23 protein-coding genes are annotated in these 23,500 nt (G+C 70.5%); 7 read left to right on the top strand and 16 right to left on the bottom strand.

The features are described from left to right. Positions 1 to 101 precede the first annotated feature (101 nt). The 3 genes from NCCP_RS13800 to NCCP_RS13790 all read right to left on the bottom strand — a co-directional run bounded on the left by NCCP_RS13800 (position 102) and on the right by NCCP_RS13790 (position 3,048). Positions 102 to 1,484 (bottom strand): NAD-dependent succinate-semialdehyde dehydrogenase, encoded by a 1,383-nt coding sequence (locus NCCP_RS13800; RefSeq protein ID WP_149957864.1) that lies wholly within the window; start codon positions 1,482 to 1,484, stop codon positions 102 to 104. Between the two features lie 265 nt (positions 1,485 to 1,749). After that, the gene (locus NCCP_RS13795) at positions 1,750 to 2,592 is read right to left on the bottom strand and encodes an IclR family transcriptional regulator (protein WP_149957863.1); all 843 of its coding nucleotides are present in this window, start codon (positions 2,590 to 2,592) and stop codon (positions 1,750 to 1,752) included. Positions 2,593 to 2,829: 237 nt separating this feature from the next. Then, complete coding sequence (locus NCCP_RS13790) at positions 2,830 to 3,048, bottom strand: hypothetical protein (RefSeq protein WP_149957862.1); 219 nt, start codon at positions 3,046 to 3,048, stop codon at positions 2,830 to 2,832. Positions 3,049 to 3,408: 360 nt separating this feature from the next. Between NCCP_RS13790 and NCCP_RS13785 the strand changes: the two genes are divergently transcribed. Next, complete coding sequence (locus NCCP_RS13785) at positions 3,409 to 4,212, top strand: alpha/beta fold hydrolase (RefSeq protein ID WP_149957861.1); 804 nt, start codon at positions 3,409 to 3,411, stop codon at positions 4,210 to 4,212. Here NCCP_RS13785 and NCCP_RS13780 read toward each other — a convergent pair. After that, the gene (locus NCCP_RS13780) at positions 4,209 to 5,459 is read right to left on the bottom strand and encodes an acyl-CoA dehydrogenase family protein (protein WP_149957860.1); all 1,251 of its coding nucleotides are present in this window, start codon (positions 5,457 to 5,459) and stop codon (positions 4,209 to 4,211) included. The genes NCCP_RS13785 and NCCP_RS13780 overlap by 4 nt on opposite strands. A 168-nt stretch (positions 5,460 to 5,627) precedes the next feature. Then, positions 5,628 to 6,329, bottom strand: coding sequence for a TetR/AcrR family transcriptional regulator (locus NCCP_RS13775; RefSeq protein WP_149957859.1), 702 nt, complete (start codon positions 6,327 to 6,329; stop codon positions 5,628 to 5,630). A gap of 96 nt (positions 6,330 to 6,425) precedes the next feature. On the opposite strand from NCCP_RS13775, the gene NCCP_RS13770 reads away from it, so the two are divergent. After that, positions 6,426 to 7,154: a pyrimidine reductase family protein gene (locus NCCP_RS13770; protein ID WP_149957858.1), complete on the top strand. Its 729-nt coding sequence runs from the start codon at positions 6,426 to 6,428 to the stop codon at positions 7,152 to 7,154. A gap of 10 nt (positions 7,155 to 7,164) precedes the next feature. On the opposite strand, the gene NCCP_RS13765 is transcribed toward NCCP_RS13770, so the two are convergent. Both NCCP_RS13765 and NCCP_RS13760 read right to left on the bottom strand, forming a co-directional pair. After that, complete coding sequence (locus NCCP_RS13765) at positions 7,165 to 8,097, bottom strand: ACT domain-containing protein (protein ID WP_149957857.1); 933 nt, start codon at positions 8,095 to 8,097, stop codon at positions 7,165 to 7,167. Positions 8,098 to 8,248: 151 nt separating this feature from the next. Continuing rightward, complete coding sequence (locus NCCP_RS13760) at positions 8,249 to 9,244, bottom strand: PhzF family phenazine biosynthesis protein (RefSeq protein ID WP_149957856.1); 996 nt, start codon at positions 9,242 to 9,244, stop codon at positions 8,249 to 8,251. Positions 9,245 to 9,348: 104 nt separating this feature from the next. Between NCCP_RS13760 and NCCP_RS13755 the strand changes: the two genes are divergently transcribed. Further along, on the top strand, positions 9,349 to 9,756 hold the full coding sequence (locus tag NCCP_RS13755) for an antibiotic biosynthesis monooxygenase family protein (RefSeq protein WP_149957855.1): 408 nt from the start codon (positions 9,349 to 9,351) through the stop codon (positions 9,754 to 9,756). 185 nt (positions 9,757 to 9,941) lie between these two features. Then, complete coding sequence (locus NCCP_RS13750; RefSeq protein ID WP_149957854.1) at positions 9,942 to 11,048, top strand: mechanosensitive ion channel family protein; 1,107 nt, start codon at positions 9,942 to 9,944, stop codon at positions 11,046 to 11,048. Positions 11,049 to 11,187: 139 nt separating this feature from the next. Here NCCP_RS13750 and NCCP_RS13745 read toward each other — a convergent pair whose 3' ends face one another. From NCCP_RS13745 to NCCP_RS13705, 9 genes are all read right to left on the bottom strand, one after another. Next, positions 11,188 to 11,853, bottom strand: a complete 666-nt coding sequence (locus NCCP_RS13745; protein ID WP_172627412.1) for a YqaJ viral recombinase family protein — start codon at positions 11,851 to 11,853, stop codon at positions 11,188 to 11,190. Positions 11,854 to 12,032: 179 nt separating this feature from the next. Further along, positions 12,033 to 12,791 carry an iron ABC transporter ATP-binding protein gene (locus NCCP_RS13740; protein ID WP_149957852.1) on the bottom strand — a complete coding sequence of 253 codons (759 nt, stop codon included), beginning with the start codon at positions 12,789 to 12,791 and terminating at the stop codon, positions 12,033 to 12,035. After that, complete coding sequence (locus NCCP_RS13735; RefSeq protein ID WP_479688383.1) at positions 12,788 to 13,798, bottom strand: iron chelate uptake ABC transporter family permease subunit; 1,011 nt, start codon at positions 13,796 to 13,798, stop codon at positions 12,788 to 12,790. Before NCCP_RS13735 ends, NCCP_RS13740 begins: the two co-directional genes overlap by 4 nt. Continuing rightward, positions 13,791 to 14,834, bottom strand: coding sequence for an ABC transporter permease (locus NCCP_RS13730; RefSeq protein WP_149957851.1), 1,044 nt, complete (start codon positions 14,832 to 14,834; stop codon positions 13,791 to 13,793). Before NCCP_RS13730 ends, NCCP_RS13735 begins: the two co-directional genes overlap by 8 nt. 28 nt (positions 14,835 to 14,862) lie before the next feature. Further along, a complete protein-coding gene (locus NCCP_RS13725; RefSeq protein WP_149957869.1) occupies positions 14,863 to 15,816 on the bottom strand; it encodes a siderophore ABC transporter substrate-binding protein in 954 nt (317 codons plus the stop codon). Positions 15,817 to 16,084: 268 nt separating this feature from the next. Then, the gene (locus NCCP_RS13720) at positions 16,085 to 16,888 is read right to left on the bottom strand and encodes an SDR family NAD(P)-dependent oxidoreductase (protein ID WP_149957850.1); all 804 of its coding nucleotides are present in this window, start codon (positions 16,886 to 16,888) and stop codon (positions 16,085 to 16,087) included. A 129-nt stretch (positions 16,889 to 17,017) separates the two neighbouring features. Further along, positions 17,018 to 18,127: an FAD-dependent oxidoreductase gene (locus NCCP_RS13715; RefSeq protein ID WP_149957849.1), complete on the bottom strand. Its 1,110-nt coding sequence runs from the start codon at positions 18,125 to 18,127 to the stop codon at positions 17,018 to 17,020. Beyond that, positions 18,121 to 19,008 carry a shikimate 5-dehydrogenase gene (locus NCCP_RS13710; RefSeq protein ID WP_172627411.1) on the bottom strand — a complete coding sequence of 296 codons (888 nt, stop codon included), beginning with the start codon at positions 19,006 to 19,008 and terminating at the stop codon, positions 18,121 to 18,123. Before NCCP_RS13710 ends, NCCP_RS13715 begins: the two co-directional genes overlap by 7 nt. 69 nt (positions 19,009 to 19,077) lie before the next feature. Continuing rightward, positions 19,078 to 19,959 (bottom strand): MBL fold metallo-hydrolase, encoded by an 882-nt coding sequence (locus NCCP_RS13705; RefSeq protein ID WP_225873843.1) that lies wholly within the window; start codon positions 19,957 to 19,959, stop codon positions 19,078 to 19,080. A gap of 159 nt (positions 19,960 to 20,118) precedes the next feature. On the opposite strand from NCCP_RS13705, the gene NCCP_RS13700 reads away from it, so the two are divergent. The 3 genes from NCCP_RS13700 to NCCP_RS13690 all read left to right on the top strand — a co-directional run bounded on the left by NCCP_RS13700 (position 20,119) and on the right by NCCP_RS13690 (position 23,479). Continuing rightward, the gene (locus tag NCCP_RS13700; RefSeq protein ID WP_225873842.1) at positions 20,119 to 21,138 is read left to right on the top strand and encodes an AfsR/SARP family transcriptional regulator; all 1,020 of its coding nucleotides are present in this window, start codon (positions 20,119 to 20,121) and stop codon (positions 21,136 to 21,138) included. Positions 21,139 to 21,420: 282 nt separating this feature from the next. Then, positions 21,421 to 22,128, top strand: coding sequence for a response regulator (locus NCCP_RS13695; RefSeq protein WP_225873841.1), 708 nt, complete (start codon positions 21,421 to 21,423; stop codon positions 22,126 to 22,128). Then, positions 22,112 to 23,479, top strand: a complete 1,368-nt coding sequence (locus NCCP_RS13690; RefSeq protein WP_149957846.1) for a sensor histidine kinase — start codon at positions 22,112 to 22,114, stop codon at positions 23,477 to 23,479. The genes NCCP_RS13695 and NCCP_RS13690 overlap by 17 nt, the downstream gene beginning before the upstream one ends. The last annotated feature ends 21 nt before the right edge of the window (positions 23,480 to 23,500 follow it).

The raw sequence follows: 23,500 nt of genomic DNA, 5'->3' as shown, positions 1-23,500 counted from the left end.
CCCCGGCGGACGCGCCGCGGACGGGCGCACCGGACACCACCTGGCCCGGCCCCGCGCGGCGCGGCCCCTACGGCGTGCACCCCCTCCGCCGTCGTAGGGGGCTAGTCGGCGATGTAGAAGAGGCGTTTGTTGGCGAATTCGTCCATGGCCAGGGGGCCGAGTTCGCGGCCGAAGCCGGAGCGCTTGATGCCGCCGAAGGGCAGGTCCGCGCCTTCGCCGGCGGCGGTGTTGACGTTGGCCATGCCGGTTTCGAGGCGGGCCGCGAGGCGGGCGGCGCGGTCGGGATCGGTGGAGAACACGGCGCCGCCGAGGCCGTAGGGGGTGTCGTTGGCCAGGGCCAGGGCTTCTTCGTCGCTGGAGACTTTATAGACCACGGCCACGGGGCCGAAGAGTTCTTCCCGGTAGGCGCGCATGTTCTCGGTGATGCCGGTCAGCACGGTCGGTTCCAGGTAGGCGCCCGGGCCTTCGAGGGCGCGGCCCCCCGCGTGCAGGGTGGCACCTTTGTCCACGGCGTCGCGGATCTGTTCGGCCAGGCCCTCAACGGCGGTCCGGGAGGACAGCGGGGCGAAGGTGCCTTCCTTCTCCTGGGCGGGGTCTCCGGGAGTGAGCCCGTTGGCGTGGGCGGTGAGGGCGGCGACGAATTCGTCGTAGATGTCCTCCATGACGATGATGCGTTTGTTGGAGTTGCAGGCCTGGCCGGTGTTTTCCATGCGGGTTTCCCACGCGGCGGCGGCGGAGGCGGCCACGTCGGCCGTGTCCAGCACGATGTAGGGGTCGGAGCCGCCGAGCTCCAGCACGGCTTTTTTCAGGTTCTTGCCGGCGAGTTCGCCGATGGCGGCACCGGCGCGTTCGGACCCGGTCAGGGACACGCCCTGGATGCGCGGATCGGCGATGATGTCCGCGATCTGGGCGTGGGTGGCGAACAGGTTCACGTACACGCCCGCCGGCACCCCGGCGTCGTCCATGATCTTCTGGATGGCCAAAGCCGAACGGGGGCAGGATTCGGCGTGCTTGAGGATGATGGTGTTGCCCAGCACCAGGTTCGGCGCGGCGAAGCGGGCCACCTGGTAGTAGGGGTAGTTCCACGGCATGATGCCCAGCAGCGGGCCCACGGGCAGTTTCTGGATCATCGCGCGCCCGCCCCCGATGGGCTTGATCTCCTGGTCCGCGGCCAGGGCCGGGCCCTCGGTGGCGAAGTATTCGAAAATGTCCGTGCAGAACTCGGCCTCGCCCTTCGACTGGGAGAGCGGCTTGCCCATTTCCCCGGTGATGATGGCGGCCAGTTCATCGGCGCGTTCGGTGAAGAGCTGGCCGATGCGGTGCACCACCTTGGCCCGTTCCTGGATCGGAACTTCCCGCCAGGAACGGTACGCGGCGTCCGCGGCCGCCAGGGCCTGTTGGACCCCCGCGTCGGTGGCCGGGGCAAACTCCTCCACCACCTCACCGGTAGCGGGATTCACGACACGGTAGGGGGAAGTAGTCACGACGAAGGCTCCAATCTGCGGTGGAACGGACGGACGCTGCGGGTGCGGTGCCGCCTGCGTGGCGCACCGCACACCCCTATAGTTGTCCCAAACTGCGGATTTGGAAAGTTGCCCGGCTCAGGAGGGGGCTAATCCGTTGCCCAGCCGCCCGTTTTTCCCGGAATGTATCGAGTTTCCGCAGTACGGCCACCGAATCGGTTGAAGCCGGCACCCGAAGAACTGGATCCAGGCCCACGCCGGCCAGGGATGGCGCCAAGACGGGGCGCTAGGAGTGGCGCTTAATGCGCTCGGCCGCGGCGGCGGCGGCCTCGTTGAGCGCCGCGACGATCTGCGGCAGGCGTTCGCGGTCGTAGCGCGCAGCGGGGATGGCCACCGCAAAAGCGGAGACGGGGCGTGCCCCCGCGGGGATGGCGACCCCGAGTGCGGCCACGCCGGGGCCGATCTCGTCGAAGCTGGTCCCGTAGCCGGTCCTGTGCACCGCCGCCAACTGCCGTTTGAGAGTGGACGGGTGCGGTTCATCCGGGCCCGCCTCCGCGTACAGGGCATCAATGGCTTCGTTGGGCAGCAGGGACAGCAGTGCCTTGCCGGCGGCAGCCTTATGGGCGGGAAAGGTTCCGTCCAGGGGCAGGGAAACCCGCAGGCTCTGCGCGGTGTCCTCGATGGAATCCAGGAACCGGATCGACCGCTTCTGCAGCACCACCAAAGCCACGGTTTCCCCCAGGGCCTCGTGCAGTTGCTCCAAGGCGGGACGGGCCAGGGCGCGCAGCGACGAGTGGGCGATCGCGGTGGGGGATCCCGCGCCGAGCTCAGGCCCGGCCAGATAGCGGCGGTCCCTGTCCTGGACCGCGAAGCCCCGGAAGGTCAGGGCCGTCAGGATGCGGTGGGCGGTGGAGGGGGCGACCCCCAGCAGTTCCGCGGCGTCGGTGACGGTCAGCGCGCCTTCATGGCGCAGGACCTGTGCCAACTGCAGGGCCCGGTCGACCGACTCGATGGGAGGCTGCGGCCCTTCAGGGGCACGCGGGGCCGGTCCCTGGGGGGCATCGCGTGCACCGGCGAGCGCGGCCCGATCGTCCGGTGGAGTGGCAGCGTGGTGTGCAGACCGTGGCATGGTCCAAGAATGCCATGCGGAACGTCCACCGCAACCGTTAGCCGAAGGATTACCCGGCAGGGATTTGGGGGTCCTAAAAGAAGCACCGGCCCCAGCGGATGGCGAACCGACTGCTCCGCTGCGGCCGGTGCTTCAGGGCACCGGCACTTTGAGAAGGTTTTCCAACCCCAGGACTTCCCCTGTGAGCGGGCTGAAAACACTGTTTAAGAGTCTTGGGAAGAAGTCGTGCGGGCAGCCTCAGTAGTTGGACGGCGGATCGGAGGCCGGGAACGATTCCTCCCCCCACTCCTCGACCTTTTCCTCGTCGCTCATCTGCCGGGCGCCGGCTTCCCGTTCCCTGTCGTGGTCGCGTTCGGCGCTGGCCCAGTCCTCGGGCAGGTCCTTCGCGTGCGACAGGACCTCAGTGTCTTCCGGGCTGGTGTCTTCCGGGCTGGTCTCGTCGGGGGCTTCGCTCATGGGGTCCTCCTGGATCGCGTCGCGGTCGTAGTGACACCAGTCTGGCCCGGCCGCCGCGGCCTGTCGAGGGACCGCCTGGCCTCCGGAAGGGCCGGCCCGGGTGCCCGCCTCCGCTGATCAAAGGGGTGAGCACCGCTTAAAGGGGTGAGCACCGGCCGGACGACCCGTTGGGGGGGATGGTCGCTGATTCCGGCCGGTGCTCTCATCACTCGCACCTTCAAGAGGTAGTAATGACTTTAGGAACCGAAGCTGGAGGCAACCTGAAAAACCCTTTAGAGCAGCGTGTGAGTGCGGGAGGGACCCTGGCCCCGGGTGCCCGGAGAGGCCTGCGGGGAAAGGGCGGGGCCCTAAGCTGTGACGGTGCCTTTCGTGACGAACCCCCTGGATGGAACCCCCATCGCATACGACGACTCCGGCGGGGACGGGCCCGCCGTCGTGCTCCTGCACGGTTCCGCCCTTTCCCGCGCCATCTGGCGCGGGCTCGGCTATACGCCCGCGCTTGCCGGCTTCCGCACGGTGCGGATCGACCTGCGCGGCCACGGCCGCAGCGGGAAGCCCCACCACCCCGACGCGTACCGAATGCCGCTGGTGGCCGCAGACGTGACTGCCGTGATGGACGGGCTGGGGCTCGAGGCGGCGCACGTGGTGGGATACTCGTTCGGCGCGCGCGTGGGTTTCACCCTTGCCGCCACGGTGCCCGGGCGCATCCGCACGCTGGCCACGCTTGGGGGCACCTACCGCGCCCAGGCGGGGCAGATTGCGCAGCTGTTTTTCGACGGCTACGCCCAGGCGCTGCGCGATGGCGGGATGCCCGCCTTCGTGGCGGGCCTCCAGGGGGCCGGGTGGACCGTGGACCCGGCCACGCGCGCGGCATTCCTGGCCAACGATCCGCTGGCCCTGGCCGCCTACTTCGAGCGGACCGAGGTGGAGCCGGGCCTGAGCGAGTTCCTGCTGCCGCAGCTGCGCCTGCCCGCCCTGCTGCTTGCCGGGACCCGGGACGGCCAGCGGCTGAGGGAGTCCCGCCAGGCGGCGGACCTGATGCCCAACGCGCGGTTTGTCGAGCTGCCGGGCCGCACGCACGCCGGGACGTTGGCGCCGGCCGGTCCGGTGCTTGGGCACCTGGTGCCGTTCCTGGAAGGGAACTGGCGCCCCAACGGGAACTAACCGGCGAAGGCGGAGATCCCGGTGATGTCCCGCCCAATGATCAGCGCCTGGACAGTCTCGGTGCCCTCGTAGGTGTGGATGGCCTCAATGTCCGCGAGGTGCCGGGCCACGCGGTTCTCCAGCAGGATCCCGTTGCCGCCGAGCAGGTCGCGGGCGTTGGAGGCGATCCGCCGTGCGGCGCGGGTGCAGGTGTACTTGGCGAGCGAGGCCTGGACGGGGGCGAGGTCCCCGGCTGTCTCCAGCCGTGTCATCTGCGCCGCCATCAGCTGCATGGTGGCCAGCTCCGAGCGCATCCGGGCCAGCCGCTCCTGGATGATCTGGGAGGCCGCCAGCGGGCGGCCGAACTGCATGCGCTGGGCGGCGTACTGCACTGCCGTCTCGTAGCAGGCGGTGGCATGCCCGACGGCGGACCAGGCCACCCCCAGCCGGGTGGTGACCAGGATTTTGGCGGCGTCCCTGAAGCCGTGGGCGCCGGGGAGCGCCATGGCGTCCGGCACGAACACGTCCTCCATCCGGATGTGGGCCTGCCAGACCGCGCGCAGGCTTAGTTTGCCCCCGATGGTGGTGCCGACGTAGCCGGGGGAGTCCTGGGGAACCAGGAATCCGCGCACGGCGCCGCCGTCGTCGCGGGCCCAGACGACGGTGAGCGCGGGGATGCCCCCGGCGCCCAGCGAGCCGTTGCCGATCCATTTCTTCTCGCCGCTGATCCGGTACCCGCCCCGGACGCGGACGGCGCGGGTCTCCAGCGAGACGGAGTCGGACCCGTGCGTGGGCTCGGTGAGGGCGAAGGCGCCGAGGACTTCCGCCGCCGCCAGGCGCGGGACCCACTGGGCAACCTGCTCAGGAGAGCCGCAGGTGGCGATCGAGCGCAGCACCAGGCCCGCCTGCACGGCGGCAACCGTGGCGACCGACCCGTCCCCCCGGGAAAGTTCCATGTTCACGAGCCCGGCCGCCAGCGTGCTCATGCGTGCGTAGCCCTCCACCTCCAGGCCGTCGCGCAGCAGGTCCAGTTCGCCCAGCCGGCGGGCCAGGTCCAGCGGGTAGGTGGCGGCATCCCAGTGGGCGTCGATAACGGGGCGCACCTCTTCCAGGCAGAAGCGCCGGGCCCGGTCCCAGTACGCACGATCCGCCTCGGGAACGTCGCGGAAGACTCCGGCGGGATCGGTGTCCACCTCGCCCCAGAGCCGGTACTCCGGTTCGCTGACCCCGGAGGGGAAGCCCCCAGCGGGGCTGTCCTGCGTGGGCATGGGCCGTCCTTTCCCGAAAGGGGCGTGCGCCACCAGCTTCGGCGATACTCGGTACCACCGTCAAGGTATTCGGTTTCAGGGCAGGGCAGGGCAGGGCAGGGCAGGGCAGGGCAGGGCAGGGCAGGGCAGGGCAGGGCAGGGCAGGGCAGGGCAGGGTGTGGGGCGCAGCTACCCGAGGGCTTCGCGGACGGCCTGGAGGATGGATTCGGTGCCCGCGCCCGGATCGAGCACGGCGACCACGACGGCGGGCCGTCCCGGGGTGCCCTGGGGCTCGGCGGGAGCGCCGGCCTGTCCGGGGACCTGCCCGGCCAGCCACGGTCCGAACAGGCCGCACAACTCGTCCAGCCGGGCCTCCAGCTCAGGGCGGATGGTCTCCGCCGGGGTCCGCAGCCAGCGCCGCAGGTGGTCGTTGTGCACGGCGACCACGGCGGCGGCGAACGCCGTGGTGGCCGCCCGGCGTCCGGCGTCGTGCTCCACCCCGCCCAGGGCGCGGCCCAGGAAGGTGCGGAAGGCGTGCTCGTAGCGGTGGGTGCTGACCAGTTCCCGGTCGCGCAGGGCGGGCACCTTCTGCAGCAGCCGGTGGCGCAGGAGCGCGGCCTCGCGCTGGGCCGTGTGGTGGTCGAACACCGCCAGGGCGGCAGCGGCGACGGCGGGGCCGGGGGAGCCGCCGCCGGCGAGCACTTCGCCGACCCGGGAGAGCACCAGCTCCTGGTCGGCGAAGACCATGTCCTCCTTCGAGCCGAAGCGGCGGAAAAAGGTGCTGCGGCTGATGCCCGCGGCGGCCGCCAGCTGGTCCACGCTGGTGGAGTCGAAGCCCTGCTCAAGCAGCAGGCGCAGGGCGGCAGCGGGCACGGCGGGGGCGGCGGTCATGCCGGTGAATCTAACACGGGCCCTTGTCCGCAGCCCTTTCGCCGGGCGCCGGGCGCCTGCAATGATGCACTCGGCGGCGCGGCGGAAAGAGGCGGAATGCTGGACATCAACGAGGTCCTGGCCAAGTACGGGACCGGCGACCACGGAGGCTTCCACGTCCGCGTGAATTTCGTGGCCAGCCTCGACGGGGCGGTCACCCGGGACGGGCTCTCCGACGGGCTCAACAACGAGGACGACCTCATCGTCTTTTCCGCGCTGCGCCGGCTGAGCGACGTCGTGCTGGTCGGTGCCGGAACGGTGCGGGCGCAGAATTACCGCGCGCTGCGTTTGTCCTCCGAGTCCGTGCGCTGGCGGCAGGAGCACGGGTTCCCGCCGCACCCGGTGCTGGCGGTGGTCAGCGGGGACCTGGACCTGGACCCGGGACTGCGGATCTTCGCGAACCCGCCGCACCGGCCCCTGGTGTTCACCACCGCCGCGGCCCCGGCCGGGCGCGCCGCCGACCTCGCCGACGTCGCCGAGGTCATCCGCTGCGGGGAGCCGGCCGGGGGCATCGACGTCGCGGCCATGCTGGGAGAACTGGAGCGGCGGGGGCTGCGGCGGGTGCTGTGCGAGGGCGGCCCGCGCCTGTTCACCTCGCTGCTGGCCGCGGACCGGGTGGATGAACTGTGCCTGACGCTTTCCCCCTTCCTGGAGGCGGGGACGGCCGGGCGGATTACCGCGCCCGGCCCCCATGCCGGCTGGCCGATGCGGCTGGGGCATTGCTTCGCAGCCGGCGACATGCTCTTCCTGCGCTACTTCAGGGACAGGTCGGCTGGGCCGGCCTAGCTGTACCGACCTAGCCCCGCGGCTGGACCGGCGCCTCGGCAGCCCACCGGGTGCGCGCCACCTGGACCGCCTCCGCCAGTTCGGCCAGGCGGTGGGCGCGGGCGGATTCGGCGGGCGTGAACGGCTCTCCGGGACGGTGGGCCAGCAGCGGTTCCCCGCTGGCCGTGGGCAGGCTCAGCAGCGTTCCGGCCGCCCGGGCGGCCGCAAGGTCTTCCGGGCCGGGAAGGGGCCCCGGCGTCACGGCCGGCGCGGTGGGGGACACGGCGATCCCCGGCGCGTGGATGCGGGCGCCCAGCAGCTCGGCCAGCGCCTCCGGCAGTGACTGCGGTTCCGCCGCCACGCGGGCGGCCAGCCCCAGGCTGCGGGTCTGCGCGTCCCCAAGTGCCATCGGAGAGGTTGGCCAGGCGGCCCCGTCCCGCGCCCCCGCCCCCCGCAGGGCTCCGAGCAGGTCTTCCTCCCTCAGCCCTGCCGGGGCGGACAGGACCAGTTCATCGAGGACGTGGGCGGTTTGGCCGCCGAGCGGATGCACGTGGATGACCAGGATGTTGGCACCGACCACGGCCAGGCCGTGCGTCACCCGCTCCAGCGCCCCGGCCCGGTCCGGCAGGGTGAAGCGTACGCGCCACAGGGCCTGCGCCTCGTCGATCTCCTGGCGCCGCTTCAGTTCCGGGGCGTGGAGGAACCCGCGCAGCAGGCGGGCCGCGGACGGTTCGGCAACCCAGATGGCCAGCACCGTCGCGGTGACGGTCAGGAGCAGGACCTTCAGGAGCAGGGGCAGGTGCAGCCCGACGATCAGCGCGTGGACCGCCAGTTCCACGGGCAGGACCGCCGCGACCAGCGCCAGGGTGCGGCGCAGCTGGGCCGGTTCGGGCAGCTGCCCGCAGTCCGGGCAGGCGAGTGGATGGCCGTGGTGGGGGCGGGAGTGTCCGGTGAGCCGCTTCATGGCTCCAGCCTGCCCCGGCAGTGTCACCACCGTGTTGCGTGCCGGTCACGCCCCTGTGAGGGTTCCGTTCCGCCCGCGCGGCAGCGTGCCGGGGATGGCAGCGTGCCGGGGATGGCAGCGTCGCGGGGGCGCCCCCGGCGGGCCGCGCTCCCTACCGGGTGCGCACCTTTCCCTCGATGCAGGTCACGGCCTGCCCGGCGACCCAGATGCCTTCGGTGTCGGTGGACACCTCGATGAGGCCGGCGCGCCCCAGGCGGGTGCCCTGGCGCACGGTGTAGTGCTCCGGGGCGAGTCCATCGCGGGTTAGCCAGACGGCGAACCCGGCGTTGAGGCTGCCCGTGGCCGGGTCCTCCGGGAGCCCCTCGCCCGGAACGAACGCACGCACCTCAAAGTCGGCCGGGGCGGAGGCGACGACCGACTGGAAGGCAGTGCCGGCCGGCAGGCCGGGAGCTTCCGGGGCAGGCAGCGGCTCGAGTTCGGCCCGCGCGCCCTTGCGGCGCACGGGGCGGGGGGACTCCCGGTAGGGGACCGCGTGCGCTCCGTGGGAGGCGTGCGGGCCAATCACCCCCACCTCCAGCCCTTCCAAAACCGCGAAGTCCGGTTCCAGCGCCAGCACCAGTTCCGCGTCGCGCAACAACAGCCCGGCCCATTGCGGGCCGTTGGCAATCCACTGGTGGGCCACCACGTCGGTGCGCGCCAGGCCCAGCCCGGCCAGGGCCCACTCCAGCACGTCTTCCTCGAGCGGGCCGGTGCGCACCAGGGGCGGTGCCTTCAGCGCCAGCCGGTGCCCGCCGCCGTCGTCCGCGGCTTGGGCCCGGACCTCGATCAGGCCTGCCGGGCATTCCTGGACCACGACGCCGGGGCGGGCCGGCGCGCCGCCGGCCTCCAGCCAGGCGTGGGCCGTGCCGAGCGTCGGGTGGCCGGCGAAGGGCAGTTCCGTGGTGGTGGTGAAGATGCGCACCCGGTAGTCCGCGCCCGGCTGCGTGGGCCGCAGGACAAAGGTGGTCTCCGCCAGGTTCATCCAGTTGGCGAACCGGAGCATCTCCTCCTCGGCCATCCCGTCCGAATCCAGGACGACGGCCAGGGCATTTCCGAAGTACGGGGTCGCGGTGAAGACGTCGACCTGTTTGTAGGGGCGCAGGCTCATGGGAGCCATCGTGGCACATCCGGGGCGGCCGGTTGGACCCGTGGGCCCGGGTCACCCGACGCAACCGGCTTCCGGCCCGGGGAGGGGTTTGGCAGGCTGGGTCCATGAGTGTCATCAAGATCAACGCCATCACCGTCCCGGCCGACTCCGGCGACGAGCTTGCCCGCCGCTTCGCCGCACGCGCCGGCGCCGTCGACAATGCCCCCGGCTTCGAGGGATTCGAACTGCTCCAACCCACCGACGGGCGCAGCGTCTGGCTGGTGCTCACGCGCTGGGCCGACGAGGAATCCTTCGAGGCATGGACCAGGTCCCGCGCCTTCGCCCACGGCCACGAGCAGGGCGCCGGCCGCGGGCAGGGTGCCGCCCACGGTGCGGAGACCCCCAGCGGGGAAGATTCCGGTGGCAAAGGTCACGGGGGCGAGGGCCGCGATGGGGCACGCAAGCCCCTTGGGCTGGCCGCCGAACTGTGGTCCTACCAGGTGGCCGACCTCTCCGCACCCCGCGGCGAGTAGGGGGAATTCGGCTCCGGAAGCACCGGCCGCACAGCGGCAGGTGCTTCCGGGCACCTTCCCTTCAGAAAAGCTTTGGTTACGTTTCGATTAAGGTTTTACTCAGATTCGTGTGGAACGCTGGAAAAATGCTTGCCCTTGCTCCCACCCCCGCGCCGCCCACGCCTGCGCCGTCCGGGGACTCCCTGATGCCAGAAGACACCCTGACGCCCACGGTCAATGACGTCGTGGGAGACCTCACTCAAGCCGCCGGTACCGATGCGCTGCCCGAACCGTTCCGGCCGTGGTTTGCGGTCATCATCGCGGTAGTCGCCTCCGTCCTCATCGTGACTATCGCGTTTACGGCCCTGGGCGGGGTCCTGCGCAAGCACCCGACGCTGCGCAAGGACACCGCAAAGGCCCGCGTGCCCGCGACCCTGGTGCTTTCCTTCGTCGGGTCGCTGAGCGCACTGGAGGTCACCACCCCGGACGCGGACTGGCGCCGACTGGTGGATTTCCTGCTCCTGTCCGGACTGATCTGCAGTGTCGCCTGGCTCATCACGGTGCTGCTGCGCCTGCTTGAGGCCGAGCTGCTGGCCAAGCGCCGCACCAGCATCGCCAACGACCGCCGCCTCGCCAAGGTGCGCACCCAGGTGTCGCTGCTGCGGCACGTGGCCAACGCCGTCGTCCTGGTGCTTGCCGGGGCGGCGATCCTGCTGCTCATCCCGCAGGTGCGGGCCTTGGGCGCCGGTATCCTCGCCTCCGCGGGTCTGATTTCCGTCGTCGCCGGTCTGGCGGTGCAGAGCACCCTGGCCAACGTCTTCGCCGGCCTGCAGATCGCCTTCACGGATGCAATCCGGGTGGACGACACCGTGCTGGTGGAAACCCAGCAGGGAAGGATCGAGGAGATCACGCTCACCTACGTGGTGGTCGCCATGCCGGACGGACGGCGCATGATCCTGCCCTCGACCTACTTCACCTCCACCCCCTTCGAGAACTGGTCCCGCGGCACCGCCGAGCTGAACGGCAACGTCCTGCTTGACCTGAACTGGAACGCGCCGGTGGACATGATCCGCCAGCGCCTCAAGCAGCTGTTGGATTCCACCGACCTGTGGGACGGGCGCGTGGGCGTCCTCAACGTCACCGACGCGATCGCGGGCGTGCTCAAGGTGACCATTACCGTCAGCGCCCGCAACCCCGCGGACCTGTTCGACCTGCGCAACTACGTGCGCGAGAAGCTGGTGCACGACCTGCAGACCAAATATCCAGAGGCGCTGCCGGCGCCGGTGGCGCAGGTGGCGGGCGCGAAGAAATAGCCCCCGCCCGGGGGAGGAAGGCGGCGGGGGTGCCCGCCGCCTTTGCCGTTCCCGGGTACCGACGCGGCACGGGTTCAGTATCGGTGCGGTTCAGGCTGGGTGCGGTTCAGGCTGGGCACGGCCCTGAGCCGGCACGGTGTCAGTACCGGCTGAGGGCCGCGGGGCGGTAGTCCTCGCGCTCGCGGGCACGGGCGGTGCGCCGGCGCAGCTCCTGGACCAGCCGGTCCGCCATCTCCACCAGGGTGCGGATCTGTTCCTCGTCGCGGTCCACCCAGCGGCACCGGGGTTCCCCGTGGACCGGGACGAAGTCCTCGTGCTCCTCCCAGACCACCAGCGTGCGTTCGGCGCCGAGGACATACTGCTGCCACCACACCTGGCGCAGGTAGTGGCGCGGGATGGACCGCCAGGGCTTGTTGGTGGTCTTGATTTCGGCCAGTTCCAGACGGCCGCCGGGACGCAGCGCGATGCCGTCCGGGGTTGCCAAATGCAGCCGTTGCCCGGGCGCGTGGAAGAGTTGGGTGCTGGGCACGATCCCATGCTGTTCGCGGACCCACGCGGCGATCACCGGTTCGCGGGCCTTGCCGTGGTCCGTCCAGGGGTTGCCGGAGAAGCCGGAGCCGTGGAGCTTCGCGTAGGCCGCGGCCTCGATGCTGCGCGGGGTGGACAGTTTGGCGACGTCGGTGGCGGTAATTCCCTGGGAACGGGCCCGCAGCCACCCGACGCGGTCGCTGGAGTCGGCCACGATCCGCAGCCTGAAGTCCGCGGCAGCCGGAGCGGGGGAGGGGGCGGGGAGTTCAGGCTGCACGGAAGACACCGGCCCATTCTTCCTTCCCGCCCGGCGCCGGGCCAATCGGCGGTCTCCGCCGTGCCCCGCCGTGCCCCCGTCTGCCCCGCCGTGCCCCCGTCCGCCCCGCCATGACCGCCGGTCCGCAGCATCTTCTATCACCAAGCCGCGGCGGCGCCGGCGGCCAGGGCCGCGCCGGATCAGGCGAAATAGACGCCGATGCGGTTGCCCTCGATCTCCTCGATCCGGATGTCGATCTCATAGATGTCCCGCAGCACTTCCGGGCGCATGATCTCCGCGGGGGAGCCCTGGTGGAGCAGCCGGCCCCCGCGCATCGCCAGGATGGTGTCCGAATAGCAGGAGGCGAAGTTGATGTCGTGGATGACCACCACCACCGTCTTGCCGAACTCGTCCGCGAGCCTGCGGACCAGGCGCATCATCTCCACCGAATGCCGCATGTCCAGGTTGTTCAGCGGCTCGTCCAGCAGCAGGTACCGGGTGTCTTGGGCCAGCACCATGGCGATGAATGCGCGCTGCCGCTGGCCGCCGGAAAGCTCATCGACGAACCTGTCCGCCATGGGCAGCAGGTCCAGCTGCCCCAGGGCCCGTTCGATGTGTTCCTTGTCCTCGACCGTGGGCCGGCCCCCGGAATGCGGGAAACGCCCGAACGCGACCAGGTCCCGAACCTTCAGGCGCATAGTCAGGTGGTTTTCCTGGCGCAGGATCGCCATGGTCCTGGCCAGTTCGCGGCTGTCCGTGCGGGCAACGTCGAGGCCGCCCACCTCCACCACGCCGGCGTCCATGGCCTGCAGCCGGGAGACCAGGCCCAGGAGGGTGGACTTGCCGGCCCCGTTGGGGCCGATGATCGAGGTGACGCCACCGGCCGGAATCGTGGCGTCGACCCCGTCCACCACGCGCGCGGAGCCGTAGGACTTGGTGACTCCGGAGAGCGTAATCACTTCAGGGATCCCTTCAGCAGCAGGTACAGGAACAGGAGGCCCCCGGTGAACTCGATGATGATGCTCAGGGCGGTGGCGAAACCGAAGACCTGCTCCAGGAGCAGTTGGCCTCCCACCAGCGCCACCACCCCGAGCAGGATGGTGATCGGCAGCAGCCAGGCATGGGAGAAGCTGCGGCAGAGCTGGTAGCCCAGGCTCACCACCAGCAAGCCGAAGAACGTCACCGGCCCCACCAGGGCGGTGGACACGGCCACGAGCACCGAGCACATGACCAGCACGGCCGTCACCGCGCGCCGGTGGTCCACGCCGAGGTTCACTGCAGTGTCCCGGCCCAGGGCAAGCACGTCCAGCGTGTGGCGCATCCGCCACACGCCCGCGGCGACGGTGCCCACAACGGCGGTGGCGGCTGCGAGCAGCGAAGGCTCCACCTGGTTGAAGGAGGCGAAGAACAGGTCTTGCAGAATAAGGAACTCGCTGGGTTCCATGAGCCGCTGCAGCAGGCCGGAGAAGCCCCGGAACAGGGTGCCCAGGACGATTCCCACCAGCAGCATCAGGTGCAGCGACCGGGCGCCGCCGGTGAACAGCCAGCGGTAGAGCAGTCCGGAGAGGACCACCATCAGGGCGACCTCCGCCGCGAACTTCGCCGCCGGGGGGAAGGTGTTCACTGTGGACGCGCCCACAACGAAGACCAGCGAGGTTTGGATCAGCACGTACAGGGCGTCAAAGCCCATGATCGAGGGAGTCAGGATGCGGTTGGCGGTCACGGTCTGGAACACCAGGGTGGAGATTCCGACGGCGACGGCCACCAGGACCATGGCGCCGGCTTTCACGGCCCTTCGGGGCAGCACGTAGCCAAGGTTTCCCTTCAGGTCCACGGACATGAACAGGGCCACGGCAACCAGGGCGGCCGCGGCCAGAAGGGCGGTGGCAACGGCGGGCGAAAGATGCAGGGGTGCCCGGCCGCGTAGGTATGCGCCGGGTTGGGGGCGGGTGGGGGCCTCAGCCACGGATTTTCCTTCCGCGCAGCAGCATGAACAGGAACGCGGCGGCGCCCAGGACAGACATGACCATGCCGACGGGGACCTCGTAGGGATAGCGGATAGTGCGTCCGATGATGTCGCACACCAGCACGAATCCGGCACCGAAGACGGCTGTCCACGGGACGGCGCGGCGCAGGTTGTCTCCGAAGACCAGGGACACGATGTTGGGGACCACCAGGCCCAGGAACGGCACTGCGCCGACGCTGGTGACGACCACGGCGGAGATCAGCGCGACGATCACCAGGCCCAAGCGCATGATCGCCTTATAGTTCATGCCCAGGTTGGTGGTGAAGTCCGCGCCCATGCCCGCGACTGTGAACCGGTCGGCGGCGATGTAGCCGGCCACGGTCAGCGCAGCCACGATCCACAGCAGTTCGTAACGGCCGCGCAGGACCCCGGAGAAGTCCCCGACCATCCAGTTATTGAGGGTCTGGAGCAGGTCGTAGCGGTAGGCGAAGAAGGTGGTGACGGCCGCGATCACGCCGCCGAGCATCATTCCGACCAGGGGGACCAGCAGGGTGTTGCGGGCGGGCAGGCGCTGCAGCACCGCCAGGAACAGGGCGGTGCCCAGCAGCGCGAAGAGGCTCGCGGTCCCCATCTTGGCCAGCGGCGGGGCTGCCGGGGCAGCGACCGTGGCCACCAGGATGCCGAGCGTGGCCGATTCGACGGTGCCCACGGTGGACGGCTCCACGAAGCGGTTGCGGGCCATGAGTTGCATGATCAGCCCGGCCACGGCCACGGCGGTGCCGGCCAGGATCACCGCCAGGGTGCGTGGGACGCGGGAAACCCAGAAGACCTGCCAGGCGGCTTCGTCGCCCTCGAGGAGGTTCGGGAGTGAGACGTCGGAGACGCCGACGAACATGCTGCCCGCGGCCAAGGCAAGGATGCCGAAGGCCGCCAGGGCCAGAAGGAGGGCCTCGCGGGCCGGAAGGGCCGGGGAACGGCCACGGGCCGCCGCGGAGGGATCCGCGGCGGCTGGCCGTTCGACTGGTGCTGCTGCCATGGGTGGCGTTCGGGACGTGCCGCGTGCGCTAGAGGGCGTCCGCGACCGCGCCGATCATGTGCGGCAGGTTGTTCAGGCCGTAGCCCACCAGGTACCAGGCGGAGGAGTCCAGGCTGACGATCTTGCCGTTCCTGGCGGCGTTGGTGGAGGCGACGAGTTCGTTGTCCAGGACGGCGGAGGCTGCCGCGCTTCCGGTGCCGACGGCGGTGTCGCGGTCCACCACGAACAGGAGGTCGGGGTTGGTTTCCTTGACGAACTCGAAGGAGACCGACTCGCCGTGGGGCCCCTCGGACTTTACGTCCGCGGCGGTTGGGACGCCCAGGACGTCGTGGATCAGTCCGAAGCGGGAGCCGGCGCCGTAGGCGGTCGTCTCGCCGCCGGAGGTCAGCAGGATCAGGCCCTTGCCGGCGCCGGCGGCCTTGGCCTTGGTGGCTTCGATCTGCCCGTCGATCTCCTTGAGCTTCCCGGCGACGGCCTCCTCCTGGCCGAAAATCCGCCCCACGGTGGTGGCCTGCTCGGTGAAGGATTCCATCGGCTGCGCCGGATCCACTGACAGGTCGACCGTCGGGGCGATCTGCGACAGTTCGCCGTAGGCGGCCGCGGTGCGTCCGGAGATGATGATCAGGTCCGGATCGCCGGCGGCGATGGCTTCGAAGTCCGGCTCGTTCATGGAACCGATCTTGGTGTAGTCGCCGCTGGCGTACTTGGAGAGGGACTGCGGGTACTGGGCCTCCGGCACGCCGTCGGCCTCAAGGCCCAAAGCCTCCAGGGTGTCCAGCACGCCCAAATCGAAGACGAAGACGGTTTCCGGATTGACCGGGACGTTCTCGGTGGTTCCCTGGGCGTGCTCCACAGTGATCCCCGCTCCGGCGGCGTTGGAGGAACCGGCGGAGGCTCCGGCCTCCCCGCTGCAGGCGGTCAGGGCAAGCAGGGTGGCGCCGGCGGCGGCGCTACCGAGGACGGTACGCAGGAAAGTCTTCACAGTCACAACTCCGGGAGGAAACGATGGATGGAATGCCCGTGAAATAGGGAATAAAGCCGTTTCCTATCCCGAGGGCCTTTCGGCACGCTATAGGCAAGCCTTACCTAAGCGCAAATCCACGCGGCCGCATCTTTTGTGCCCCGAAAGGCATAAGGGCCCGGGAAGCGCGGATTTCCGGGCCCTTCCGGGCCCATGGTGGCGCCTTCGCATGACGACACATGTCGAGCGGGGCGGGGCGGCCAGGTCGCCCAAGCTCCTGGCCCTTCCGTCAACGGCTGCGCCGGACCAGGCGCTCCACCACCGTGTCGGGAGCCAGCCGGGCCACCAGGGCCATTGCCTTGTACCGTGCCGAGGGAATGGATACCGGCTTGCCGGCATTGGCGTCGGTGAGTCCTTCCCGCACCACATGGTCCGCGGTCAGCCACATCCAGCTCGGAATGCTGCGCTTGTCCAGGCCCATACGGTCATGGAACTCGCTGTGCACCAAGCCCGGGCAGAGCGCCGTGACGGAAATCTGGCGGTCGCGGTAGAAGACGTTTGCCCAGCGGCTGAAGTTCACCAGCAGCGCCTTCGCGGCCGAGTACGTGCCGTTGGGGGTGAAGGCGGCCACCGAGGCGACGTTCACGATGCGCCCGCCCCCGGTCTGCGCCATTGCCTGCAGGGCCGCGTGCGCCAGCGCCAGGGGGACTTCGGCGTGGATGCGCAACAGGTCCAGCTCCTCCTGCAGCCCGTTGTCGGCAAAGTTGCCGGCCAGCCCGTGCCCGGCGTTGTTCACCAGCATATTCACCGGGTTGGCCGTATCCCCGAGGCGCCCGGCCACCTCGGCAACGCCCTCCGGGGCGAGCAGGTCCGCGGCCAGGGTCTCCACGGGAACCGCGTACCGGGCGCGCAGTCCTGCGGCGACGTCGGCCAGGCGGCGCCGGTCGCGGGCAACCAGCACCAGGCCGTGCCCCCGGGCAGCCAGCTGCTGGGCGAACTCCGCGCCCAAGCCCGAGGTGCCTCCCGTGATCAGTGCCGTGTACGCGGGTTCGGGAGTGAAATGTGCCTCGGGATGCGCGGAAGTGCTGGCCATGCCCTGACCCTATCGAAGTGCCCGCGGGCCACCAAGGTGGAGGACGGGTTGTCCACTGTGGGGTGCCTTGTTAAGCCTGTGCCGGCTGCCCGGCCCGGGCACCGGGTCCTGCGCAGCCCCCACTTTCCGCTACCGGGTGGCGGAGAAAAGGGCAGGGGCGGGCGTCCCGTCGGCGAGGTCGGCCAGGACCCGGCCGACCGCGGGCGTGAACTTGAACCCGTGGCCGGAAAATCCCGCGCCGACAACCACCGGCCCTACCCGATCCAGGACGAAGTCCTCGGACTCGGTGGAGGTGTAGGTGCAGCTGATGGGTGCGCAGTCGTCCGCATCCAGGCCCGGCAGCCATTCGCGCACGTACCGGCGAAGGGCCTCGAGCTGGACAGGCTCCGGGGCGAAGTCCCGGGCGTCCGGGTCGACGACGGGCCCGACGCCGTGCCAGCCGGCCTTGACCCCCTCGCCGGGGGTCAGCATGCCGTAGACCGGGCTGTACCAGTACGAGTCCGCGGCGGTGCCCGGATCCGGAAGGTGGTTGAAGCTGGGCCATTCGTGGGACGGATCCACGGCCCGGAAGTGGGCCGGCTGCTCCTGGGTGACCACCAGCCGGGGCAGCTGCACGAGGCCCTCCAGGAGCTTACGGCTCCATGCCCCCGCGGTGACGATCACCCGCCGGGCACGGTACTCCTCCGAGTCGGTGAGGACGGCGACGGAATCCTCGCCCAGCACCGTAATCTCCCGCACGGGGGTCGAATAGTGGAACCGGGCGCCCCGGGCCTCGGCCGAGGTCCGCAGGGCGGCGAGCGCGTCGGCTGCCCGCACGCGGCCGGCCTCGGGGACGTAGAGGACCTCGCTGCGGAAGCGCATCCCCGCCCAGCGCTCGGCCGCCTCGGCGGGGGAGAGGAAGGTGCTGCGGATGCCGCGCGCGGCATGTACCTCGCGGACGTGCCGCAGCGGCTCCAGGTGGCCGTGGTTGACGAGTCCCACCAGGTCGAGCAGTTGGGTGCCGGTCTCGGCCGCCAGCACGTCCCACAGGGCGCGTGCCTCGGTGACCAGGTCCAGGTACTCCGCCTGGTGGTAGGCGGTGTTGAAGTTCCGGGTGGCCCCGTGGGAGGCGCCCAGGTGGTGGCCGGCCTCGAACCGTTCGAGCAGCGCAACGCTCTGCCCCCTGCGCGCCACGTTCCATGCCGCGGCGGAACCCATGGCTCCGCCGCCCACCACCACGACGTCGATCGGGGTCACCATGCCTGCGCCTCCCCGTCCTGGGTGCGGGGCGCCCGGGTGCCCGCCGCCGGTCCGTCGGGCTCCTCCTGCTCCGAGCGCATGAACTCCTCGGCGGCGCGCACCTGCTCCGGCGTCGGGGTGGTCCCGGTGTACAGGACAAACTGCTCCAAGGCCTGCAGGGTTCCGATCTCAGCCCCGGTGACAACCTGTTTTCCGGCCGCCCGCGCGGCGCGGACCAGCGGCGTTTCGGCGGGCACGGCCACCACGTCGATGACCACCCGCGCCGCCTGGACCTGCTCCGGGGTGAAAGGCAGCCGGTCCGCCCCGTCGCCGCCGGCCATGCCGAGGGGGGTTGCGTTGACCAGCAGTTCCGCGCCCCCGCCGTACTCGGGCGCCCAACCGAAACCGTACTGCCCGGCCAGGGCGCGGCCGGATTCCCCGTTGCGGGCGACCACTGTCACGTCGAGGAAGCCGGCGTCGCGCAGCGCCGCGACCACGGCCTTGGCCATGCCGCCCGAACCGCGGACGGCAGCCCGGAGTCCCGCAGGCACCCCGCGGCTGGCCAGCAGGCTTGTCACGGCGGAGTAGTCCGTGTTGTGCGCGGTCAGCACGCCCTGATCATTGACGATCGTGTTGACCGACCCGATGGCGGCGGCCGACGGGGCCAGGTGGTCCACCAGCGGGATCACGGCCTCCTTGTAGGGCATGGAGACGGCCGCGCCGCGGATCCCGAGCCCCCGGATACCGGCCACCGCCTGGGCGAGGTCCGCGGGCGCGAAGGCCTTGTAGATCCAGTTCAGTCCCAGCTGGCCGTACAGGTGGTTGTGGAACCGTGTGCCGTTGTTGCTGGGCCGCGCTGCCAGCGAAATGCACAGGGTCATGTCCTTGTTCAAGATCGGCATGCCTACCAGCCTAATCCGTGGCCCGCCTGCCGGGGACGGAGCTCCCCTTGAGGGACCGGCGCGGGGAAACTAGCCGGTGGGCTTCCCTCCGGGGCCGGGAAGCTCACCGGAACCCAGCAGGTAGTGCAGTTGGGCCGCGACGCCGTGCTCGACCGCGGGCCGCTTCGAGGCCTCGATGCCGGCGTAGACCAGGTCAGCCACCGCGGAGACCGGGGGCTCCCCGGTGCCGGTTCCTCCCAGCGTGGCCAGCGCGGCCCGCACCTGGTCCAGGCGCTCCAGCCGGTGTGCCCGGTAGGAGCGGACAGTGGCGGACAGGTCGGGGACCAGCGGTCCGTGGGCGGACAGGCCCGGGGCGGCACCGAACTCCTCCAGGCGGTCCAGGGTGGCGAAGAAGTCGGCCAGCGTGCCGTCGGGGTAGCCCAGGCTGGTGGTGCCGCGGCCGAGCACCGTGTCCCCGGTCAGCACCGCCCCGCGGGGGCCGTCCTCGGGCAGGAAGAAGCAGAGCGAATCCGCGGTGTGCCCGGGGGCCGCCACGACCCTGGCCTCCAGGCCCGCCGCATGCACGACCTCTCCGTCAAAGAGCGGATCCGCCCCCCGGCAGTACTCCGGCAGGGCGGCCCGAACGGGGGCTCCGGTCAGCTCGACCAGCCGGTCGATGCCCCCGGTGTGGTCCCGGTGCCAGTGCGTGACCAGCACCAGTTCGACCGGGCCCTCGGCGGCCAGGGCGCGCAGGTGGCCCTCATGGTCCGGCCCGGGATCGACGACGACGCACGATTCCCATCCGGGGAAACGCAGCACGTAGGAGTTGGTGCCGTCCAGGGTCATCGGTCCCGGGTTCGGGGCGGTGAGCACCGAAGCGAACGCGGACACCGCCACCGCACCGGCGGAACCGGGCGCGTTCGCCGGCCGTGGCGCTTCGGAAGAAGGATCGGGGGGCATCGAGCCAGTCATGGACCCAGTCTAGGAGCGTGCGCCGCAGCCCCGGAGACGGACCCGGCCGGGGGGGTCCATTTTGGGGATGCGCACCCCCCCAAACGCGGCTTATCGGCCACCCGGCCCCTCGACAGGATGGGGCTATCCGTTGAGGGGAGACGCACCATGGAGACACAGGTGGCAGCTGTTGTGCCGGGGACAGCAGCGGTGGGGACAGCATCGGGGAGCGCGCCGCAGGAAGGGCTGCGGCAGCCCGCGTTATCGGTGGAGATCATCGGCGGACTGGTCGTCCGGCGGGGGGACACCGTCCTGACGGCGCACGACCTTGGGGGACCCAAATCCCGCCAGATCCTGGAGATTCTGCTGCTCCAATTGGGAACGCCGGTCTCCAAGAACCGGCTCATCGAGCTGCTGTGGGGCAACGCGGCACCGAAGGGGGCCGTTCCCACGCTGGAAAGCTATGTCAGCGTCCTGCGCCGAAGCCTGCAGCCAGGCCTGGGCAAGTCCGGGCCCCTGAAGACCACGACCGGTGGCTACTGGCTGGACCGCGCGATGGTCGACCTCGACCTGGACCGCTTTGAAGCGCTGCTGCGCAAGGCCGAGCAGGCTGCCCCTGCGGAGGCGTACCCGCTGCTGCGGAGGGCGCTGGATATGGCGGGGGCCCCGCTGCTTGGCGACGAACTGCTGAGCGACTGGGCAGAGAACGAGCGGACGTTCCATGCCAGCCGGGTAACCGCGGCGCGGCTCCTTGCCGCGGAGTCCGCCGCCCGCCTTGGCCGGCTGGACGAGGCCGCGGCCTTGGCACAGGTGGTCTTGGCCGGGGAACCGCTGAACGAAAGCGCGTGGTCCATCCTGATCCTGGCCCTGGAAGAGGCGGGGCGCCCGGTGGAGGGCCTCCAGGCCTACGAGCGGTGCCGGAGGGCCATGGCCGCCGAACTCGGGTGCGCCCCCGGGCCAGGCCTGCAGCAGGCCCAGGAACGGATGTTGCTGGCAACGGCCGGGAGCGAGGACGAGTTCGGCCAGGTCCTTGGGGCACTGCTGGACCTGCACCGCCATGTCGCCGGCGGCAGGAGCCGGAGCGCCGGAACCCTGCGCACCGGGCCGGGCCGGTCCGGGGGGCCGGCGGAATCTGCGGGCCTGGCCGAGGCCGGAAACATTGTCCAGCGTTACCTGCGCCTGGCGTTGGCGGCCGTCTGATCCGACGCCGCGCCCCCCATGACTCCAGGGATTGTCCCCCAGTCCCTGGACCAAAAGCCCCGCCAAACGGTCACCCCCATGGCCGGTTGGCGGGGCCTTTTGCACAGGATCGGGGGGAGTCGCCAGTCCCGGGCAAACTCCCGCCCGCGTTTCAATCCCCAGAATTAGGCCCTCCACCTATAGCCGAACCGGCAAAGGAACTGAATACTAGGCGTACGCGTGCAGCTGGCTGGGGGGACGGAAGCACGGCTTAGGCAATTCATGAATGATGGGGGACAGCTCATGAGCATGAGTCATGTGCAGTTACAGAGCGGGACGCGGACTTTGGGGATCATCGTGGTGGACGACCACACGATTTTCGCGGAACTTTTGGTGGGCGCGCTGGAGCGCGAAGCGGATCTGGTGAGCCTGGGAACTGCGGCCACCGTGGCGGACGGGGTCCGCTTGTGCCGGGAACTCCGCCCGGACCTGGTGGTGATGGACTACCACCTTCCCGACGGGGACGGGCTCCGTGCGGCGGCCCGCATCCTGGCCCACGCCCCGGAAACCCGGATCGTGATGCTTACCGGTGACCCGTCCCCGGAGGCGTTGGAGGCCGCCGCCGCCATCGGCATCTGCGGCTTCCTGCCCAAGGACGGCTCGCTCTCAGCCATGCTGGATACGCTGCGCCACGCGCGTCCCGGAAGCATGACGGTCCACCCCGCGCTGCTAGCCGACTCCCGAAACCGGGCCAAGCGGGCCGCAGTGCCGTCCGTAGTCCTGACGCAGCGCGAGAGCGAAGTGCTGCGGCTCCTGGCACAGGGCAGTGACGTCCAGGCCAGCTCCAGAGTCCTGGGAATTTCCCCGAACACCTGCCGCGGCTACGTCAAGGCCATCCTGGCCAAGCTGGGGGCCCACTCCCAGCTTGAGGCGGTCGTGAAGGCAACCGACCTGGGTCTGCTGGGCGCCGGACGTGATGCCCGAGATGCCCGAGATGCCCGAGATGCCTAGCCCGGGCACCGGGAGGCGCAGCGGCGCCTCGGAAGGATCGGCCGTCCGGGCGGAGGTCTGGCGTTTCCTGGCCGCCGGCCTGGTGGTGCTGGCGGTCATCGCCATTCCCGCCGCCTTCTGGGTCCGGGCCATTGCCGAGCGGATCGCCCTGGACAGCATTCTGGCGACCACCCAGCGGATCGCCGACTATGCCTTGGGTCCGCTGGCGACGGAGAAGCTGCTGGAGCAGGATCCTGCCTCGCTGGACAGGGTGCGGGAAACGCTGGACCCGTGGATTGATAATTCCCACATTGTCAGGATCAAGATGTGGACCGCTGACGGCCGGATCGTGTATTCCGACCAGGCCGAACTCATCGGCCGGACGTACGAGTTGGAAGGATGGGCGCAGGGCCTCCTGGCCGGGGGTCCGGGCCAAGCGACCTTCGAGGCCCAGGGTGGAGCGGAGAACACCTACGAGGCCGGACGGGGAGAACTGGTCGAGGTCTACGTCACCTCATCGTCGCCCTCCGGCGTTCCCCTGATCTTCGAGGCCTACTTCGACGACAAAGTGGTGAGGGACATTCAGGGCAAGGTCCTGGCGGGGGTGGCGCCCGCCTTCCTGCTGGCCCTGGCCGCGCTGCAGCTGGCGCTCCTTGTTCCGGCGGTACGCCTGGCCCGGAGGGTCAACGAGCACCAGGAGGCCCGGCGCCAGGCGCTCCAGCACGCGGTGGAAGCCAGCGAGCTGGAGCGTGCCCGGATTGCACGGGACCTCCATGACGACGTCATCCAGGACCTGGCCGGGCTGTCCTACGCATTGGAGGCCGAGGAACCCGGCGACGGCGCCGGCGGGCTGCGAACTTTGGCGCCGGCCCGGGAAATCGTCCAGGGAAGCATCCGCACCCTGCGTGAGATCACCGGCAAGCTCTACTCCCCGGAGCTCGACTCCGACAGCCTCCCCGAGGCCCTCGGCCTTCTGGTCGATCCGCTGGCCGCACGCGGCATCCATGCCACCCTGCGCCTGGAAGGCCACCCCCGCCTGGCCCCCCGGCAGGCCACCATGCTCTACCGCGTGGCCCGGGAAGCGCTGGCAAACGTCACCAAGCACGCCCTTGCCGATACCGTCCTGATGGTCCTGGCCACTGACGGGCGCCACACCGCACTGATTGTCCGGGATAACGGGCAGGGTTTCGACGCCGCCCAAGGGGCGCCCCAGGGACACTTGGGCCTGCGCATCATGCGCGATACCGCGGCCACCGTCGGCGGCACGGTCGACATCCAGTCCTGGCCGGGTGCCGGAACGACGGTCACCGCGACCGTGGCCGCCGGCTCCCCGCGGCCCAAGCCTCCGGCGCCCGTGCCCCGGCAACCCTAAGTTTTTCCCAAGAACGGCGGA

Source organism: Zafaria cholistanensis (genome assembly GCF_008580665.1).
In the GTDB taxonomy this organism is placed as follows: domain Bacteria; phylum Actinomycetota; class Actinomycetes; order Actinomycetales; family Micrococcaceae; genus Zafaria; species Zafaria cholistanensis.
The sequence above is the reverse complement of the archived record's forward strand: the minus strand, read 5'-3'. Positions and strand labels throughout refer to the sequence as shown.